The following is a 17,441-nucleotide window of genomic DNA, read 5'->3' as shown; positions in this document are numbered from 1 at the left end:
TGACCCCATGACCATCTCTGCACTTGATCTCGCCACTGAGACGAAAAAACTGCTCACGGAACTGGGCGTCCGCGCCGACCGCTATACCGGCGGCACCCTTCGCGTTACCTCGCCGGTAACCGGCAAGGAGATCGGTGCGCTGAAGGAGCATTCTGCCTCGGAAGCAAAGGACGCCATAGAGGCGGCACACAAGGCATTCCTCGAATGGCGGGCTGTCCCGGCTCCGAAGCGCGGCGAACTCGTCCGCCTGCTCGGCGAAGAACTCCGCGCGGCAAAAGCCGCACTCGGCCGCCTGGTCTCGATCGAGGTTGGCAAGATCGCCTCCGAGGGGCTCGGCGAAGTCCAGGAAATGATCGACATCTGCGACTTTGCCGTCGGCTTGTCGCGTCAGCTCTACGGTCTGACCATTGCCACCGAACGCTCAGAGCATCGGATGATGGAAAGCTGGCACCCCTTGGGCGTGGTCGGCATCATCTCGGCCTTCAATTTCCCGGTCGCCGTCTGGTCCTGGAATGCTGCCCTGGCGTTGGTTTGCGGTAACTCGACAGTCTGGAAGCCTTCTGAGAAGACGCCGCTGACAGCGCTTGCCGTTCAGGCATTGTTTGAGAAGGCATTGAAGCGGTTCGTTGCCGAAGGGGGCGTAGCACCTTCGAACCTGTCGACGTTGCTCATTGGTGGCCGCGATGTCGGGGAAGTGCTCGTCGACCATCCCAAGGTGCCGCTCGTCTCGGCGACCGGTTCGACGGCCATGGGCCGCGTTGTCGGTCCCCGCCTGTCACAGCGCTTTGCGCGATCGATCCTCGAACTCGGCGGCAACAATGCAGCGATCATCTGCCCAACGGCCGATCTTGACCTGACGCTGCGTGGCGTTGCCTTTTCGGCCATGGGCACGGCCGGTCAACGCTGCACGACGCTGCGTCGCCTGTTCGTGCACGAGAGCGTCTATGACAAGCTCGTTCCACGCCTGCAGAAGGCCTATGGCTCGGTGTCGATCGGCAACCCACTGGAAACGGGGACGCTTGTCGGGCCTCTGATCGACAGGCAGGCCTTTGCGAACATGCAGTCGGCTCTTGAGCAAGCGAAGGCTGCCGGTGGCAAGGTTACCGGTGGCGAGCGCGTCGAGAACGGTGCGGGAGACGCCTTCTACGTCCGGCCGGCGCTCGTTGAAATGCCTGTTCAGGCCGGCCCCGTCGAGCATGAGACATTTGCGCCGATCCTCTACGTGATGAAGTACACGGATTTCGATGAGGCTCTGGAACTCCATAACGCGGTGCCGCAGGGATTGTCTTCTTCGATCTTCACGAACGATATGCGGGAGGCCGAGACCTTCGTTTCTGCTCGCGGTTCGGACTGCGGTATTGCCAACGTCAACCTCGGTCCGTCCGGGGCCGAAATTGGTGGTGCCTTCGGCGGTGAAAAGGAAACTGGCGGCGGTCGCGAATCTGGTTCGGATGCCTGGAAAGCCTACATGCGCAGGGCGACGAACACGGTCAACTACGGCAAGACGCTGCCGCTTGCCCAGGGCGTCAAGTTCGACGTCGAATGATCATTGCTGCATTGCAGCCGAAAGGGTGATGACATAACACGTCATCACCCTATTTCGTTTTGCAGGTTGCCATGCATTTCACCCTAGCTGTGGCGGAAACGCTCGTTGTCGATGCCTTGACGCGCAATCGTGTGGACGAGGCCAATGCGCGCTCGGTCGCCAGGGCACTCGTTGCCGCCGAAGCTGCCGGACAAGGCGGTCATGGCCTGCGCCGGGTCGAGGCCTACGCAAAGCAGGCGAAGGCAGGCAAGGTCGACGGATTTGCCAGGCCGCAGCTCGAACGGCAGTTTCCCGCCGTCGTGCGCATCGATGCCTGCCATGGCTACGCCTATCCAGCCTTTGATCTTGCCGCTGCGGCGCTTCCGGAGATCGTCAGGGAGCAGGGTATCGCCTTGGCAGCGGTTCATCGTTCGCACCACGCCGGCGTGCTTGCCTTGACCGTCGAGCGCTTTGCGGACATGGGGTTTGTCGCTCTGATGGTTGCCAACGCCACGGCGTCCATGGCCGCCTGGGGCGGGCGCAAACCCGTCTTTGGAACGAATCCGATCGCGTTCGCTGCGCCGATCCCGGCAGCCGACCCGCTCGTTATTGACCTGGCGCTTTCGCGCGTCGCCCGCGGCAAGGTGATGGCTGCGCGCCAGAAAGGCGTCGCTATCCCTGCGGATTGGGCCTTTGACCGCAATGGCCAGCCGACGACGGATGCGGTTGCGGCACTCGAGGGGACGATGGCCCCATCCGGCGAAGCCAAGGGGGCAGCGCTGGCGATGATCGTCGAATTCCTCGCCGGCGCACTGACCGGGGCCAATTTCTCTTTCGAGTCCTCCTCGCTTTTTGACGACAAGGGTTCGGCGCCCGGCCTCGGGCAGATGCTTGTCGTGATCAACCCTGTCGCCAGCGGTGGAAAGGGCGTGGCGGAACGGCTGGCCAGGCTGGTGGACGAGATTTCATCCGACCCCGGAGTGCGGCTTCCGGGGCGTCGCGGCCAGACTGCCCGACGCCAGGCGCTGGAGCATGGCATCGATGTCGAGGACGAAGTGATTGCGACGATCTGCGAGCTCTAGAACGATTCTAAAGTTGATCAATGGTTTCAAGTATTTGTGATATTTGTGCCATCACTAAAACTTGAAATTCCAAATCAACAAAAATATACGGCTCATCATCCCGGGATCCCCGGTGAAACAATGGAGGGCTTCATGACAACTTCCCTTAATCGCCTTTCCGGCGCGCTGGCGCTTGCCGCCTCGCTCGTTGCCGCAACTTCGCTGGCCACCGGCGCCGCTGTCGCGCAGGAATCCGAAGGTATCGTCGTCTACAATGCGCAACACGAGAGCCTCGGGCGCGAGTGGATCGATGCGTTCACCAAGGCAACCGGCATCAAGGTAACGGTGCGCCAGGGCAGCGACATGCAGCTCGCCAACCAGATCGTGCAGGAAGGGGACGCGTCGCCGGCCGACGTATTCCTGACCGAGAACTCTCCGGCCATGACGCTGGTCGATGCCGCCGGCCTGTTTGCACCGGTCGACAAGGAAACGCTCGAGCAGGTTCCAGAGCAATATCGTCCGTCTGATGGCATGTGGACCGGCATTGCCGCCCGTTCGACGGTTTTTGCATACGACAAGACGAAGCTGACCGAAGACAAGTTGCCGAAATCGCTGCTCGACCTCGCGGATCCGGTCTGGAAGGGTCGTTGGGGCGCTGCACCTGCTGGTGCTGACTTCCAGGCGATCGTCAGCGCTTTGCTCGAGCTCAAGGGCGAGGAAGCGACCGCGGCCTGGCTCAAGGCGCTCAAGGAAAACTCCACGCCATATAAGGGCAACAGCGTCGCCATGAAGGCGGTCAATGCCGGCGAAGTCGAGGGTGCGGTGATCTATCACTACTACTGGTTCGGCGATCAGGCGAAGACCGGTGAGAACAGCAAGAACGTTGCCCTCCACTACTTCAAGAACCGGGATCCCGGCGCCTTCGTCAGCATTTCCGGCGGCGGCGTTCTGAAGTCGAGCCAGCATGCCAAGGAGGCTCAGACCTTCCTCAAGTTCGTCACCGGCAAGCCGGGCCAGGACATCCTCAAGAACGGCACGTCCTACGAATATGCGGTCGGCAAAAATGCAGCATCGAATGAGAAGCTCGTTCCGCTGGTTGATCTCGATGCACCGACGGTCGATGCAGCCAACTTGAACAGCAAGAAGGTGACGGAACTGATGACTGCCGCCGGCATCATCTAAGTCTTTCTGTCACGGGCCCGGGGGTTAAAACTGTTGCTTTTGGCTCAAGAAAAACGTAGGGCATGACGAAATCGGCAACCGCCTTTCATAGGCGGTTGCCTTCCTTTTTCAGCGTATAAAGGCGGCAGGCCTTGCTGCAGGACAACAGATTGCTTGTTCCCGGTCATGAAAGGCCGATGGTGCGGCCGGTGGCGGGAATAGATCGGCTGCGGGCGCGTTTGCCCCACGCTTCCGTCATCCTCTTTGCTTCCGTCGTGGCGCTGTTCAGTTTGGTTCCGCTTGGTTTCATCGGCTGGATAACCTTTGATGTCGGTTGGCAGACCGTCAAGGAATTGGTGTTTCGTGCGCGCGTTGGCGAACTGCTTGTCAACACGGTGCTGCTGGAAGCTTTTACCATTCCGCTGTCGATCGCCCTTGCCGTAACGCTGGCCTGGTTGGTCGAACGGACGGACATCCCCTTCGCCCGGCTTTGGTCGTGGTTGGCGGTTGCGCCGCTGGCGGTGCCGGCCTTTGTCCATAGCTACGCCTGGATCAGCGTCGTTCCCGGCATGCGTGGGCTGCAGAGCGGTGTCTTCGTCTCCGTACTGGCATACTTTCCGTTTCTTTATCTTCCGGTCGCCGCTGCCTTGCGCCGGCTGGATCCAGCCATTGAGGATGCGGCCTCTTCCCTTGGCCTCGGCCCCTGGCGTTTGTTCTTCCGCACCATCTTGCCGCAGTTGCGTTTCGCCATCTGTGGCGGTTCGCTGCTGATCGGGCTGCACCTGCTCTCGGAGTACGGCCTCTTCGTGATGATCCGTTTCGACACTTTCGCAACCGCGATCGTCGACCAGTTCCAATCCGCCTATAATAGCCCGGCCGCCAACATGCTGGGTGGCGTTCTCGTCGCTTGCTGCCTGCTTCTGCTGTGTCTCGAAATCCTGTTGCGCGGCAATGAGCGGTATGCCCGCGTTGGATCCGGTTCTGCGCGGCCCGCGGATCGCCGTCGGCTCGGCGGGTTCATAGTGCCTGCGATCATACTGCAGGTGGGTCTGGCGGCTTTGACGCTCGGTGTTCCCTTGGTGACGCTGGTGCGGTGGCTCTATCTCGGCGGCCTCGAGGTCTGGCGCGTCGACACGGTCGGCAATGCGTTTGTGCAAACCATTATTCTTGCCATCGCCGGCGGCGTGCTTGCCACGATTGCCGCCGCGCCGATGGCCTGGCTTTCGGTCCGAGCGCCAGGGCGTCTGCAGCGCCTGCTCGAGGCCTGCCACTACTATGTCGGTTCGCTGCCGGGCGTGGTCGTCGCGCTCGCGCTGGTGACGATTACCGTCCGGCTTGTTCTGCCCCTGTACCAGACCTTCGCGACCCTCGTTGCTGCCTACATCCTGCTGTTCCTGCCGCGCGCCATGGTGGGCCTGCGCGCCAGCATCGCCCAAGCGCCCGTGGAGCTTGAGCGTGCTGCAATGGGTCTTGGCCGGACACCTGCCCAGGCCGTGCGACAGATCACCATGCGGCTGGCCGCGCCAGGCGCGGCCGCCAGCGTTGCGCTCGTCGGTCTCGGCATTACCAATGAGCTCACCGCGACATTGATGCTGGCGCCAAATGGGGTGGAGACACTTGCGACGAAGTTCTGGTCGCTGACCAGCGAGATCGACTACGTGGCGGCGGCGCCTTACGCATTCATGATGGTCGTGCTATCGCTGCCCCTCACCCTTCTTCTCTATGCCCAATCGAAACGGACTGCCGGACAATGACGCTGCTTACGATCGATCGCATCAGCAAGCGCTATGGGCATGTCCAGGCATTGCAGGACATCTCACTCGATGTCGCCGCCGGAAGCCGCACGGCCGTTGTCGGGCCGTCAGGGTCGGGCAAGACGACGCTGCTGCGCATCATCGCCGGCTTCGAGCACCCCGACGAAGGGCGTGTGACGCTTGACGGCGAGCTGCTGGCGGATGGTCCGGTAGCGGTGCCCGCGCACAAGCGAGGCATCGGTATCGTGTCGCAGGACGGCGCGCTGTTTCCGCATCTGAGCGTTGCCGACAATATCGGTTTTGGCTTCGAGCGTGGCGCGCCCGATCGCGAACGACGCATCATCGACCTGCTCGATATGGTCGAGCTTGACCGCAACATGCTCACCCGCCGGCCACACCAGCTTTCCGGCGGCCAACAGCAGCGTGTGGCACTTGCCCGCGCGCTCGGCCGCAAGCCGCGTCTGATGTTGCTCGATGAACCGTTTTCGGCGCTCGATACCGGTCTGCGTGAGAATATGCGCAAGGCCGTGGCCCGCGTTCTTCAGTCCGCAGGCATCACCGCGATCCTCGTCACGCATGATCAGGCGGAGGCTCTCTCCTTTGCGGATCAGGTTGCCGTCCTGCGGGAAGGGAAGTTGATCCAGGCAGGGTCGCCGCAATCGGTTTACCTGCAGCCCCTCGATCGGGAGACAGCTCTGTTTCTCGGAGACGCGGTGATGCTTCCAGCCATCGTTCGCGACGGCTTTGCCGATTGTGCGCTCGGCCGGGTCGCCGTCGACGGCGGCCACAAAGGCAAGGTCGAGATCATGCTGCGGCCCGAACAGATCAGGGTCGTTCCCGATGAAAGCGCGCAGACCTATCGCGGACGGGTCGTCGAAGTGGAATTCGGCGGGGCGACCTGCACCGTCGCCGTGTCGCTTGAAGGCGTTGCCCTTCCGCCGATCATGATCAAGACGTCAAGCGTGGCGCTTCCCGAGCGCGGAGATCATGTCCGCCTCGACATCGCCGGCAAGGCGCATGTTCTCGGAAGCCGCTAATCAGGCGATCTTACGTTCAGAGTTCTCGTCTTCCGACAACCAGCCGCCGCTAAATCCCGCTAGCTCGAGACCGCGCCTGATGACCGGTGAGCGTCGCATCAGACCCCAAATGAAGTCCGAGCGGTCATTCTCGATCGTCATGACCAGTAGGCCTTGGTCGATGCCGACGCAGCGATCGTCGACCCAGCCTTCAAGTCGCTTGGTCTTGACAGTCGGGTTGAATCCACCGGGGAAGCGATCCTCGTAGAGCAGGTTCGGATAGGTGGACATCAGGGCGCGAAGGCCATCGAGCGAGGCCTGGCGGTCATATGGGAGCGATGCAAGCGCTGCCCACGGTGCGATTGTGCCATCATCGGGCCCGAGCGGTGCGCCACGCGCGGCATAGCCGAGCACGCGCGGATGGCGACCGCCGCGCATGTTGCGGGTCGGAGGCGGACCATCCGAAGCGGACAGTCCCCAGATGTCCTTGTTGTAGCCGACGAAGTGGCCGGGATTGCGCTCGGCGTAGTCCCGCTGCACGGCGATCGATATCTGCGTGTTGCGGAAATAATCCCAGTTTCGTTCGGCCATCGCCTTGTCCTGGATTCCACGGAAATCGATCCAGGCATGCGAGAAGAAGTGAATGAAGAGCGGGCCGGCATAGACGTAAGGTTGGTCGCCGAACAGCATCCACGAATAGCTCGCGGTAAAGGCATCGTAGCTCGACGCCGGAATCGGATGCGTCGGGGAAGCGAGGGCCAGCGTATAAAGCAGGATCGCTTCGTCGTAGCCCTGCCAGCGCCAACGCAGGAAGCCGCTGCCCGGCTTCCAGCCCATGCAGACGGTCTGGCCCTTGTTCAGCGCCCAGTGCCAGTCGATTCTCTCGTAGACCAAACTCGCGAGCCTGCGAATCTCCGTCTCGTCTTCGGTGTTGCGGTCGAAATAGGCCGCCGCGGTCAACATGCCTGCGACGAGAAGCGTGGTGTCGATCGTCGACAACTCGCTGTTCCAGGCGCGGTGGCCGGTGTCCATGTGCAGGAAATGATAGAAGAAACCGCGATAGCCGATCGCGTGCCGCTCACGACCTTGGTGGCCGTTGGCAAAGAAGCATAGCGTCTTCAGCGTGTATTCGATCGCGTCGGAACGCTGCATCCAGCCGCGCTCGACTGCGACGGGATAGGACGACAGGGAAAAGCCGACCGCGGCGATGCTGCAGGGAACGCCCGCGATGGAGGTGTCCGCGACCAGCCCGTTTTCGGGATTGTAGTGCTTCGGGAAATAATTGAATGCGCCTTGCTGAAGCCTGTCGATCAGCGCGGCATCCGTTTCCTCGGTCCGTTGTAACATACGTGCCAAGCCCAACTTGTTGTCCAGTCCCCGGTTCAACATGGTGAAGCACGATCCGCAAATCAATCATTTTTGAAGGTGTTGCGACAGAACGATCCATCGACCGTTCTATTCTGCTACCGACCCAATGGCATTTCCACACTTCGCCAAGGTGCGGTGACAGCAAGCCACTGCCGCGTTCGTGTCTCCGGATCGGGGTTCAGGGTAATATCGGTCACGACGGCAGCGCTGTCGGCGCCCTGAGAAAAAACGCCCTCGATTCGATCGACGTTCAACCCGCCGATGGCGACGAGCGGCAGGTCGCCGAGGCGCGACTTCCATAGGCGCAGGCGTTCCGGTCCTTGCGGCGACCATTTCATCTGCTTGAGAATGGTCGGATAGATCGGACCGAGCGCGATGTAGTCCGGCTTTGCCGCTAGCGCCGTCTCAAGTTCCGCATCGTCGTGGGTGGACAGCCCAAGCTTCAGGCCGGCGACACGAATGGCGCCGAGATCGGCCGCTTCCAGATCCTCCTGACCGAGGTGGACGAAATCGCATCCTTCTTCGACGGCGAGCTGCCAGTAGTCGTTGATGATGAGCTGACAGCCATGCTTAGCGCAAATCGCCTTCGCGGTTCGGATTTCGGTGCGCAGCTCGGCCGTCTCTTTATCCTTGATCCTGAGCTGCACGAGCTTGACGCCGAGCGGCACCAGCCGTGCGATCCATTCGGCGCTATCGACGATGAGATAGAAGGGATCTAGCATCATGCAAATACGGCCTTTCCGATGATGGGTGTCGAGGGAACCGCGACATCGCGCGGTTCGAGCATGCCCGCACCGAAAGCCTCGCGGCCGGACTCGATCGCCTTGGCAAACGCGCCCGCCATGGTAGCCGGGTTGCCGGCACCGGCGACGGCGGTGTTCAGGAGGACGGCATCGAAGCCGAGCTCCATGACGGTCGCCGCATGTGATGGCCGCCCGATCCCGGCATCAACGATGAGCGGAATGTCGGGGAAATGTGCGCGCATCGAACGCAACGCCGAGAGGTTGAGCGGTCCCGCCGCACTGCCGATCGGGGCGCACCATGGCATCAATACCCGACAACCCGCTTCGAGCAGCTTCTCGGCCACCACGAGGTCGTCGGTCGTGTAGGGAAAGACCTCAAAGCCCTCGGCGGAAAGGATGCGGGCGGCTTCCACCAAGCCGAAAACATCAGGCTGAAGCGTATCGTGATTGCCGATCACCTCCAGCTTGATCCAACTGGTGCCGAAGAGCTCGCGCGCCATCTTGGCTGTCAGCACGGCCTCGGAGACGCCATGGCAGCCCGCGGTGTTCGGCAGAACTCGAACGCCGAATGCCCGTATCATCTCGAAGAAGGCACTGCCGCTCCGTCCGCCCGCGGTCTCGCGGCGGAGCGAGACGGTGACGATCTCCGTTCCCGATCGCTTGACGGCCTCCGCGAGGGTCGCAGGTGAAGGATACCGTGCGGTGCCGAGAAGCAGGCGGGAGGAGACTACGGTGTCGTAGAGCGTCAGCATGGTCAGCCTCCCTGCATCGGCGACAGGATTTCGATCCGGTCGTTGTCGTTGAGCGCGTGGTCGGCGCGGTCCTCACGGTGGACGATTTCGCCGTTGACGGCGGTCGCCAGCCAGTCGCCTTCGTATTCCATCAGCGTCAGCAGTTCGGACAAGGTTGGCGCAGCGAGGTCGTGATACTCGCCGTTGACGATCAGTTTCATCGGCAATTTCCTCCTGGTTCGGTTCTGGAGAAGACAAGGTCCACAGCTTCCTGCGCCATGGTAGGCGCCAGCAGGAAGCCGTGGCGATAGAGGCCGTTGAGCACGACCGCCTCGGCCTCGCGGGTCACGCGTGGAAAATTGTCGGCGAATGCCGGCCGGATGCCCGCGCCGGTTTCGATAACGGTAGCGTCCGCAAAGGCGGGATGCACAGCGTAGGCGGCGTTCAGCAGTTCCATCATCGAACGCGCCGAGATGGGACCGGCGAACTCGGTCTCGATCATGGTGGCGCCCACCATGAACAGGCCATTTCCACGCGGAACGATATAGACGGGGAAGCGCGGATGCAGCAGGCGAACGGGTCTGGCGAGGTCGACCTCGGGCGTGTGTAGATAGAGCATTTCGCCGCGCACGCCGCGAAGCCCACTCGTTTGCCCAATGCGTGCTGCGCCCGTGCAATCGACGATGTCGTCGTAGCCGGTGGTCTCGGCCACTTGGTCGATGAATGCAACATGTCGAGCGGCGAGCTTTTCTCGCAGCAGACCCAGCACTCGTCTCGGATCGAGATGTCCTTCCAGCGGGAAGAACAGAGCACGCCTGAAGCGGCCTGCGAGAGCCGGCTCCAATGGGCCGATCTGCTCCTCGCCCAGCCATTCATGGCCGCTGGTGCGGCTGGCAAAGCGATCGAGTTCACCCTGATCGCGCGCGGGGGCAACGACCAGCGTGCCGTTTCGGTGTACCTCGCCGGGCAGCATCATGTCCCACCGATCGATGGCACCGCAGCCACTCAGCAAGACGGCTTCGTCCGCGCCTTCACGCTCACACCACGGTGCCAGCATGCCGCCCGCGAGCCATGATGCTGCCTGGCCGAAATCTGGATTCGGATCCATAACGGTGACGTCAGCACTTCGAAGAGTGAGTTCGTGCGCGACCGTGAGGCCGGCAACGCCGGCCCCTTTGACGAGGACATGCATCTCAGTCACGCGACTCTTGGATGGTATCGATCGGCATATAGAGATCGCCACCCTCGCGGTATTTCGCCGCCATGGCGTCGAGCCCTTCTTTCTGCGCTTCAGCGCGGATGTCGTGCGAAATCCGCATCGAGCAGAACTTCGGGCCACACATGGAGCAGAAGTGCGCCACCTTGTGCGCTTCCTTCGGCAGCGTCTCGTCGTGGAAGCTGCGGGCCGTCTCCGGATCGAGCGACAGGTTGAATTGATCCTCCCATCGGAATTCGAAGCGGGCGCGCGACAGCGCATCATCGCGCGATTGAGCTGCCGGGTGACCCTTGGCGAGATCGGCAGCGTGGGCGGCGATCTTGTAGGTGATGACGCCGGTCTTCACGTCGTTGCGGTCGGGGAGACCCAGATGCTCCTTCGGGGTGACGTAGCAAAGCATCGCCGTACCGAACCAGCCAATCATCGCAGCACCGATGCCCGAAGTGATGTGGTCATAGCCCGGGGCGATATCTGTCGTCAGTGGTCCCAGCGTGTAGAAAGGCGCCTCGCCGCAGACGGCGAGCTGCTTGTCCATGTTTTCCTTGATTTTGTGCATCGGGACATGGCCCGGGCCCTCGATCATGACTTGGCAGTCCTTGGCCCAGGCGATCTTCGTCAGTTCGCCGAGGGTCTCCAGCTCGGCGAATTGTGCGGCGTCGTTGGCGTCGGCAATCGAACCCGGACGCAGGCCGTCGCCGAGCGAGAAGGAGACGTCATAGGCGCGGCAGATGTCGCAGATCTCCTCGAAATGCTCGTAAAGGAAGCTTTCGCGATGGTGATGAAGACACCACTTGGCCATGATAGAGCCGCCGCGTGAAACGATGCCGGTGACGCGGTTGACCGTAAGTGGGATGTAGTGAAGCCGCACGCCGGCATGGATCGTGAAATAGTCGACGCCCTGCTCCGCCTGCTCGATGAGCGTATCGCGATAGACCTTCCAGGTCAGGTTCTCGGCGATACCCTCGACCTTCTCCAGCGCCTGATAGAGCGGCACGGTGCCGATCGGCAGCGGCGAGTTGCGGATGATCCATTCGCGGATGTTGTGGATGTTGCGGCCGGTGGAGAGATCCATCACGGTGTCGGCGCCCCAGCGCGCGGCCCAGACCATCTTCTCGACCTCTTCGGCCATCGAGGAGGTGACGGCGGAGTTGCCGATATTGGCGTTGATCTTCACCAGGAAGTTCCGGCCGATGATCATCGGCTCGGCTTCCGGGTGGTTGATGTTGGCGGGGATGATGGCGCGGCCGACGGCGACTTCCTGTCGGACGAATTCCGGGGTGACGTGATCGGGAATATGGGCGCCGAAGCTCTCACCGTCGCGCACAATTGCCTCGGCCTTAGCCTTGCGGCCGAGATTTTCGCGGATGGCGATGAACTCCATCTCGGGCGTGATGATACCGGCGCGCGCATAGGCGAGCTGGGTCACGGCCTTGCCGTCCTTGGCGCGGAGCGGTTGGCGCTTGGCGGGAAATTCCGGCGTCAGCCGCTCGCCGCTGGCAAAGCCGTTATCCTCGGGGCGCACCTGGCGACCCCGATAGGCTTCGACGTCGCCGCGCGCGAGCACCCAGCTGCGGCGCAGTTCCGGAAGCCCCTGCTCGATGCTGATGTCAGCGCCTTCGACCGTATAGATGCCGGAGGAATCATAGACCGTGACCGGTGGCTCGCCCGATGTCGGGTGGACGCTGATTTCGCGCATCGGCACGCGGACATCGGGGTGAATGTCCCCAGGGATGTAGATTTTCCGAGAGGCCGGTAGGGGGCCTGTTGTAACGGTCGGGGTGATGGTCTTTGCGGCAATATTCATGGTTTGAGGCTCCAAGTTTTAAGTTTGGAGACCCAGTCCTCAGCCGGAATGATGAAAAGACGCCGGCACGGATTCCACGCGTGAATCCAATGCTTTCGAGCGCTTGCACCGTCCCTACGCCAGTATGAACTGGATCAGGTTCAACGGGTCACTGCGCACGATAGCAGTATCTCAGCCCCTTGCCGGGACCCCCCTGGTGAATGTCAAAAGGTTAGAGCCAGAGCAGCAAAGCTGTCAAGCCGACTGCCGCAACTACATGGAAAGGTCCAGAGCGCGGCCTTCGAAGAGGCGGCTCTGCGAACCCTCAAGATGCGCCTTCATCAAAGCCCGCGCGTCTTCCGCACGTCCTTCGACGATGGCGAGGTAGATCTTGTTGTGCTCCTCGTAGACCTGCTCGAGGCCCTGACGCGGACCAAGCAGCGATAGGCCGTGAAGGTGCATGCCGACGGCGATGTGGGCCTTCAGGGCATCGATCGAGGCTGTGTAATAGTGGTTGTTGGCGGCTTCGGTGACGGCCCGATGGAAGGTGAAGTCGGCGTCGGTGCGATGGAGCTGGTGGCTGGTCGCCTCGCGCAGATCGGCGAGCGCTGCGGCAATCCTCTGGATCGCCGCTTCGTCACGGCGCTTGGCAGCAAAGTAGGCGGCGGCAGGCTCGATCGTCAGTCGAAACTCGTAGCAGCGCTGGATATCGGCGATCGTCTTGACCGGCGAATAGGAAAGCTGCGTCGTCGGCGAACCGTGGGCGCTGACGAAGGTGCCGGCTCCCTGACGGGCATAGACGATGCCTTGATCGCGCAACCGTGCCAAGGCGTCGCGCACGATCGGACGCGACACGCCGAGCATCGATGCAAGCTCATGCTCACCGGGAAGCCGCGAATCCGGCGGATAGTTTCCCGAGCGGATACGCTCCTGCAACTGGTCGAAGACGCGATCGACCAGCTTGACGGCCTTGCCGCGCTCCGGCTTTGCCGCAGGCGCCGCTTGCGCATTCGCCGGTACACCGTTTGCTTCGTCCACCTTCACTCTCCCCGTCGGCATGTCCTATGCCGCCTGATTCTGCGCGATCAGTCTTACCAAACTATCCGAATTACCGAAGCCCCCGGACTTCACCGCGCAGCGCAGACGCAGGCCGTCTGCCGTTACGACGTCGAACCACGGAATACCCGCCTCGATTTCGCCCTGCGGCCTCAGAACCCGAATGCCGAGCTCGCGAAAAACTGCCAGTGCCGTATCGCCACCGCCGACCATCAGCATGTCCGGGCGCGTCATCTCTATGATGGATTTTACGCCTTTTGCGAAGCGGTCGGCAACTGCCACGGCTTCGCCGCTGATTTCGCCAGTACAGCGGACGAGTAACGGCAAGCCAACTTGTGCGTCGGAAGGCACTGCTCCCATGGATGCATCGATGGCAGCGGCGAGGCAGCCGGTACCCTCCAGCCTGGCCATTTGTGCTGTTGTGATCGGGTCGCGGGAGCCGAAGGCAAAGACGGTCCGGCTCGATGCGGCAAAAGCGTTGCTTGTCCTGTTCGACTGTCCGATCTTGCGGGCAAGTGCAGCTCCGATACCGCGGGCGCCGACAGCAAGGGCCCTCTTCCAATCGCGTGCCTCAACCACTTGGTCGAGATCGCTGTCCGTTTCGGCATCGCGGACCAGCACTTCGGTTCCACCACTTGCATCGAAAAGCTCGGCAATCGGCAGCGGCTTGTCGACACCACGACCGACGACGTGACCGTTGTGGGTCAAACGGTCCTGATCGGGAATGGCCGGCGCCACCACGATTGTCTCGTGACCGAAGACGGTAGCCAAAGCTACGCTTTCCGCTGCAACGTTCCCCTTGAGCCGGGAGTCGATCTTTTTCAGAACGATTTGAGGCGAGGCGGCAAGAAGGGCCTTCGCCGCAGCGCTGACCCTTCCTGCCGCTTCCTCCTCCGGGAGAGCTCTCGAAGCCGTGTTGACCACCACGACCTCGCAACCGGTCGCAAGCGTTTCCGATATGGCACTGACGTCGATCGCGACAGCGACGGAAAGTCCGGCGTCGACAAAGGGGGTTCCCGTGTCGAGCGCGCCGGTCAAATCGTCAGCGATGATCGCGACCTTCAGCGTCATGCAGTCTGTCCTGAGTTGACAGCGTGGCAGGCGACGAGATGGCCAGGCTTGGCTTCCTTCCATTCCGGCACGACCTTGCTGCACACGTCCATGGCGATCGGGCAGCGCGAGTGGAAGCGGCAGCCGCTCGGTGGGTTGAGCGGGCTCGGCACGTCGCCCTGCAGGATCTGGCGCTTGCGCGTGCGCTCCAGCTCCGGATCGGTTTCCGGAACGGCTGACAGCAGTGCCTTGGTGTAGGGGTGCAGCGGGTTCTCGAACAGCTCCTCGCGCGTCGCAAGTTCCGCGAGGCGACCGAGATACATGACGCCGACGCGGGTGCTGATATGGCGCACGACGGCCAGATCGTGGGCGATGAACAGGTAGGTCAGGCCATACTTCTCCTGCAGGTCGAGCAGGAGATTGATGATCTGCGCCTGGATCGAGACGTCGAGCGCCGAGATCGCTTCGTCGCAGACGATGAATTTCGGCTGGCAAGCAAGCGCGCGGGCAATGACGACGCGCTGCCGCTGGCCGCCGGAGAGTTCATGCGGATAGCGCTGCGCAAAGCGGGTTGGCAGGCCGACGTCGGTCAGCAGGTTGGCGATCTTGTCCTTGAGCTCCGCCTTGGTGCAGAGCTTGTGGAAGAGGATCGGTTCGCCGACTGCCTCACCGATCGTCATGCGAGGGTTGAGCGTCGAATAGGGATCCTGAAAGACGATCTGCAGGTCGCGGCGGAAGGGCCGCATCTGCTTTTCATCAAGGGTCGCCAGGTCCTGGCCCTTGTAGACGACCTTGCCTGATGTCGCCTTGTAGAGGTTGAGGATGGTGAAGCCGGTGGTGGACTTGCCGCAGCCGGATTCGCCGACGAGCGAGAGGGTTTCGCCTTCCATGATGTCGAGATTGACGTTGTCCAGCGCATAGACGGTCGCCGAACGCTCGCCGAAGGCGCCGAGCTTGACGTGGAAATGCTTGACGAGGTTTTCGACCTTGAGCAGCGGTTGTGCACCCATCACGCAGCCTCCTGCATTTTCTGGACGACGAAGCAGGCCGTACGGTGGTTTCCGGCGCCTGACAGCGGTTCGAGTTTCGGTACGCGCTCGTGGCAAATGGCTTCCGCCAGCGGACAGCGTGGGGCAAAGGGGCAGCCTTTGGGGCGGCGACCCGGCTCCGGCGGCGTACCGCCGATGGACGAGAGCCGGCTTGCGGGCGCATCCGAGAGCTTCGGAATCGAGGCGAGCAGACCGCGCGTATAGGGATGGCTTGGGCGGGCATAAAGCTCGTCAACCGGGGCATCCTCGACGACGGTTCCGGCATAAAGCACGGCGACACGATCGACGAGACCGGCAATCAGCGCCAGGTCATGGGTAATCCAGACAACCGACATGCCGAGCTTGGCGCGCAGATCCTTCACCAGATCGACGATCTGCGCCTGAATGGTGACGTCGAGCGCCGTCGTCGGTTCGTCAGCGATCAGCAGTTTCGGGTTGCAGGCAAGGCCGATCGCGATCATCACACGTTGGCGCATGCCGCCGGAGAGTTCATGCGGATAAGCTTGCAGGCGCTCTTCCGGCCCGGGAATGCCGACGAGGCGCAGCAGTTCGACAGCGCGGACTCGCGCATCGGCCTTCTTCATTCCACGGTGATAGATCAAGGGCTCGCAGATCTGGTCGCCAATGCGCATCACCGGGTTGAGCGAGGTCATCGGATCCTGGAAGACGAAGCCGATGTCGCCGCCGCGCACCTTGCGCAGTTCCTTGTTCGACATCTTTTGCAGGTCGTGGCCGTCGAAGCTCGCGGATCCCTTGGTGACCTTGATCTTGTTGGGTAGAAGCCGCATCAGGCTCAGCATGGTCAGACTCTTGCCGCAGCCGGATTCGCCGACGACGCCAAGCGTCTCGCCCTTGTTGACGTGCAGATCGATGCCATCGACCACGACCGCCGGGCCGTTTCTGCCATCGATTTCGACCGTCAGGCCGCGGACATCGAGGAGTTTTTCGTTGGATCGGGTGGTGTTCATCACTTCGAACCCCGCGGATTGAGTGCGTCGTTGAGGCCATCGCCGAGGAAGCTGAAGGCGACCGAGGCAAGGCCGAGAACGGCTGCCGGGGCGGCCAGCAGATGCGGATAGTGCTGCCAGACGCGCAGACCGTCCGAGATCATGTTGCCCCAGCTTGGGGTCGGCGGGTTGACGCCGATGCCGAGGAAGCTGAAGGCGCTTTCCAGAACCATCGCGGTGCCAAGGCCGGCGCTGACGGAGACGATCAACGGGCCAAGCGCATTCGGAACGACGTAGCGCTTCATGATGATCCAGTTCGAAAGGCCGAGCGCCTGCGCGGCCGTGATGTAGGGCCGGCTGCGGATCGACAGCACCTGGGCGCGAACGAGACGCGCATAGGGCGGCCAGGAGATCAACGCCATCGAGCCGAAGACCAGAATGAAGTCGACCCAGACCGTCTGGCGATAGAAGGGATTGAGCGTCGCCAGATACTGCGCCTCCATCCATTTGGTGATGGGGGACTTCAGCGATGCATTGATGACGACGACGAGGAGCAGGTTCGGCACCGACATGGTCATGTCCGTCAGCCACATGATGACGCGGTCGAACGGATTGCCGAAGAAGCCAGCGATCGCGCCAAGGATCGTGCCGATAAATACGGCGATGACTGTGACGATGACCGCGACCAGGAAGGCCGTGCGGGTGCCGAAGACGACACGGCTGAACACATCGCGGCCGAGGTCGTCGGTACCGAAGAGATGTTGCAGCGATGGAACGGCGTTGCGGGCCTGCAGATTCTGGCTCAGGTAGTCATAGGGCGTCAGATACGGGCCAAAGATCGCTGTGAAAGCGAGGATTGCCACGACGATCAGGCCGAAGACGGCAAGCTTGTTGCGCTTCAGGCGATACCAGGCGTCGCGCCACAGGCTGACGGGTGCTTCTTCCTGAGCTGCGACGGGAGAGAGAGGGATGGCGGACATG

General features: G+C 62.1%; 15 protein-coding genes, 1 pseudogene and 1 riboswitch. Of the genes and pseudogenes, 5 read left to right on the top strand and 11 right to left on the bottom strand.

Translation table 11 applies throughout. The annotated features are described in order from the left end of the window. Nucleotides 1–7 precede the first annotated feature (7 nt). The 5 genes and pseudogenes from AF71_RS22550 (at nt 8) to AF71_RS22530 (ending at nt 6,538) form a co-directional block, all read left to right on the top strand. Nucleotides 8–1,546 (top strand): aldehyde dehydrogenase family protein, encoded by a 1,539-nt coding sequence (locus AF71_RS22550; RefSeq protein ID WP_113469708.1) that lies wholly within the window; start codon nt 8–10, stop codon nt 1,544–1,546. A gap of 71 nt (nt 1,547–1,617) precedes the next feature. Next, entirely contained in the window at nt 1,618–2,607 is a 990-nt protein-coding gene (locus AF71_RS22545) for an Ldh family oxidoreductase (RefSeq protein WP_169683172.1), read from the top strand. 132 nt (nt 2,608–2,739) lie between these two features. After that, the gene (locus tag AF71_RS22540) at nt 2,740–3,768 is read left to right on the top strand and encodes an iron ABC transporter substrate-binding protein (RefSeq protein ID WP_169683170.1); all 1,029 of its coding nucleotides are present in this window, start codon (nt 2,740–2,742) and stop codon (nt 3,766–3,768) included. Between the two features lie 115 nt (nt 3,769–3,883). Beyond that, nucleotides 3,884–5,501, top strand: a pseudogene (locus AF71_RS22535) (iron ABC transporter permease). Further along, entirely contained in the window at nt 5,498–6,538 is a 1,041-nt protein-coding gene (locus AF71_RS22530) for an ABC transporter ATP-binding protein (RefSeq protein ID WP_169683168.1), read from the top strand. The pseudogene AF71_RS22535 and the gene AF71_RS22530 overlap by 4 nt, the downstream one beginning before the upstream one ends. On the opposite strand, the gene AF71_RS22525 is transcribed toward AF71_RS22530, so the two are convergent. The 11 genes from AF71_RS22525 to AF71_RS22475 all read right to left on the bottom strand — a co-directional run bounded on the left by AF71_RS22525 (nt 6,539) and on the right by AF71_RS22475 (nt 17,440). Further along, entirely contained in the window at nt 6,539–7,864 is a 1,326-nt protein-coding gene (locus AF71_RS22525) for a glucoamylase family protein (RefSeq protein ID WP_169683165.1), read from the bottom strand. A 116-nt stretch (nt 7,865–7,980) separates the two neighbouring features. Then, nucleotides 7,981–8,610: a thiamine phosphate synthase gene (locus tag AF71_RS22520; RefSeq protein WP_169683163.1), complete on the bottom strand. Its 630-nt coding sequence runs from the start codon at nt 8,608–8,610 to the stop codon at nt 7,981–7,983. Continuing rightward, nucleotides 8,607–9,380 carry a thiazole synthase gene (locus AF71_RS22515; protein ID WP_169683161.1) on the bottom strand — a complete coding sequence of 258 codons (774 nt, stop codon included), beginning with the start codon at nt 9,378–9,380 and terminating at the stop codon, nt 8,607–8,609. The genes AF71_RS22520 and AF71_RS22515 overlap by 4 nt, the downstream gene beginning before the upstream one ends. Before the next feature lie 2 nt (nt 9,381–9,382). After that, on the bottom strand, nt 9,383–9,580 hold the full coding sequence (thiS, locus tag AF71_RS22510) for a sulfur carrier protein ThiS (RefSeq protein ID WP_018855862.1): 198 nt from the start codon (nt 9,578–9,580) through the stop codon (nt 9,383–9,385). After that, complete coding sequence (gene thiO / locus AF71_RS22505) at nt 9,577–10,551, bottom strand: glycine oxidase ThiO (RefSeq protein WP_169683188.1); 975 nt, start codon at nt 10,549–10,551, stop codon at nt 9,577–9,579. Before thiO ends, thiS begins: the two co-directional genes overlap by 4 nt. A 1-nt stretch (nt 10,552) precedes the next feature. Further along, nucleotides 10,553–12,379: a phosphomethylpyrimidine synthase ThiC gene (thiC, locus tag AF71_RS22500; RefSeq protein WP_169683159.1), complete on the bottom strand. Its 1,827-nt coding sequence runs from the start codon at nt 12,377–12,379 to the stop codon at nt 10,553–10,555. Between the two features lie 93 nt (nt 12,380–12,472). Continuing rightward, nucleotides 12,473–12,584: riboswitch (TPP riboswitch) on the bottom strand. Nucleotides 12,585–12,631: 47 nt separating this feature from the next. After that, the gene (locus tag AF71_RS22495) at nt 12,632–13,417 is read right to left on the bottom strand and encodes a FadR/GntR family transcriptional regulator (RefSeq protein ID WP_192242058.1); all 786 of its coding nucleotides are present in this window, start codon (nt 13,415–13,417) and stop codon (nt 12,632–12,634) included. 3 nt (nt 13,418–13,420) lie between these two features. Then, the gene (locus tag AF71_RS22490; RefSeq protein ID WP_169683157.1) at nt 13,421–14,485 is read right to left on the bottom strand and encodes a four-carbon acid sugar kinase family protein; all 1,065 of its coding nucleotides are present in this window, start codon (nt 14,483–14,485) and stop codon (nt 13,421–13,423) included. Continuing rightward, nucleotides 14,482–15,474 (bottom strand): oligopeptide/dipeptide ABC transporter ATP-binding protein, encoded by a 993-nt coding sequence (locus AF71_RS22485; protein ID WP_113469714.1) that lies wholly within the window; start codon nt 15,472–15,474, stop codon nt 14,482–14,484. The genes AF71_RS22490 and AF71_RS22485 overlap by 4 nt, the downstream gene beginning before the upstream one ends. Next, nucleotides 15,474–16,481 carry an ABC transporter ATP-binding protein gene (locus tag AF71_RS22480; RefSeq protein ID WP_018855856.1) on the bottom strand — a complete coding sequence of 336 codons (1,008 nt, stop codon included), beginning with the start codon at nt 16,479–16,481 and terminating at the stop codon, nt 15,474–15,476. Before AF71_RS22480 ends, AF71_RS22485 begins: the two co-directional genes overlap by 1 nt. Beyond that, nucleotides 16,481–17,440, bottom strand: coding sequence for an ABC transporter permease (locus tag AF71_RS22475; RefSeq protein ID WP_169683155.1), 960 nt, complete (start codon nt 17,438–17,440; stop codon nt 16,481–16,483). Before AF71_RS22475 ends, AF71_RS22480 begins: the two co-directional genes overlap by 1 nt. Nucleotide 17,441: the final 1 nt, after the last annotated feature.

It is taken from the genome of Rhizobium sp. 57MFTsu3.2, from assembly GCF_012932765.1.
Lineage (GTDB): Bacteria > Pseudomonadota > Alphaproteobacteria > Rhizobiales > Rhizobiaceae > Rhizobium > Rhizobium altiplani.
This window is presented reverse-complemented; position numbering and strand designations above follow the sequence as displayed.

What these genes read in the sequence shown, in the direction of transcription:
- AF71_RS22515 (WP_169683161.1), bottom strand. Translation starts at nt 9,380, where the DNA reads ATGCTGACGCTCTACGACACCGTAGTCTCCTCCCGCCTGCTTCTCGGC.
- AF71_RS22480 (WP_018855856.1), bottom strand. Translation starts at nt 16,481, where the DNA reads ATGAACACCACCCGATCCAACGAAAAACTCCTCGATGTCCGCGGCCTG.
- AF71_RS22540 (WP_169683170.1), top strand. Translation starts at nt 2,740, where the DNA reads ATGACAACTTCCCTTAATCGCCTTTCCGGCGCGCTGGCGCTTGCCGCC.
- AF71_RS22485 (WP_113469714.1), bottom strand. Translation starts at nt 15,474, where the DNA reads ATGGGTGCACAACCGCTGCTCAAGGTCGAAAACCTCGTCAAGCATTTC.
- thiC (WP_169683159.1), bottom strand. Translation starts at nt 12,379, where the DNA reads ATGAATATTGCCGCAAAGACCATCACCCCGACCGTTACAACAGGCCCC.
- AF71_RS22530 (WP_169683168.1), top strand. Translation starts at nt 5,498, where the DNA reads ATGACGCTGCTTACGATCGATCGCATCAGCAAGCGCTATGGGCATGTC.
- AF71_RS22550 (WP_113469708.1), top strand. Translation starts at nt 8, where the DNA reads ATGACCATCTCTGCACTTGATCTCGCCACTGAGACGAAAAAACTGCTC.
- AF71_RS22490 (WP_169683157.1), bottom strand. Translation starts at nt 14,485, where the DNA reads ATGACGCTGAAGGTCGCGATCATCGCTGACGATTTGACCGGCGCGCTC.
- AF71_RS22475 (WP_169683155.1), bottom strand. Translation starts at nt 17,440, where the DNA reads ATGTCCGCCATCCCTCTCTCTCCCGTCGCAGCTCAGGAAGAAGCACCC.
- AF71_RS22495 (WP_192242058.1), bottom strand. Translation starts at nt 13,417, where the DNA reads ATGCCGACGGGGAGAGTGAAGGTGGACGAAGCAAACGGTGTACCGGCG.
- thiO (WP_169683188.1), bottom strand. Translation starts at nt 10,551, where the DNA reads ATGCATGTCCTCGTCAAAGGGGCCGGCGTTGCCGGCCTCACGGTCGCG.
- AF71_RS22545 (WP_169683172.1), top strand. Translation starts at nt 1,618, where the DNA reads ATGCATTTCACCCTAGCTGTGGCGGAAACGCTCGTTGTCGATGCCTTG.
- thiS (WP_018855862.1), bottom strand. Translation starts at nt 9,580, where the DNA reads ATGAAACTGATCGTCAACGGCGAGTATCACGACCTCGCTGCGCCAACC.
- AF71_RS22520 (WP_169683163.1), bottom strand. Translation starts at nt 8,610, where the DNA reads ATGATGCTAGATCCCTTCTATCTCATCGTCGATAGCGCCGAATGGATC.
- AF71_RS22525 (WP_169683165.1), bottom strand. Translation starts at nt 7,864, where the DNA reads ATGTTACAACGGACCGAGGAAACGGATGCCGCGCTGATCGACAGGCTT.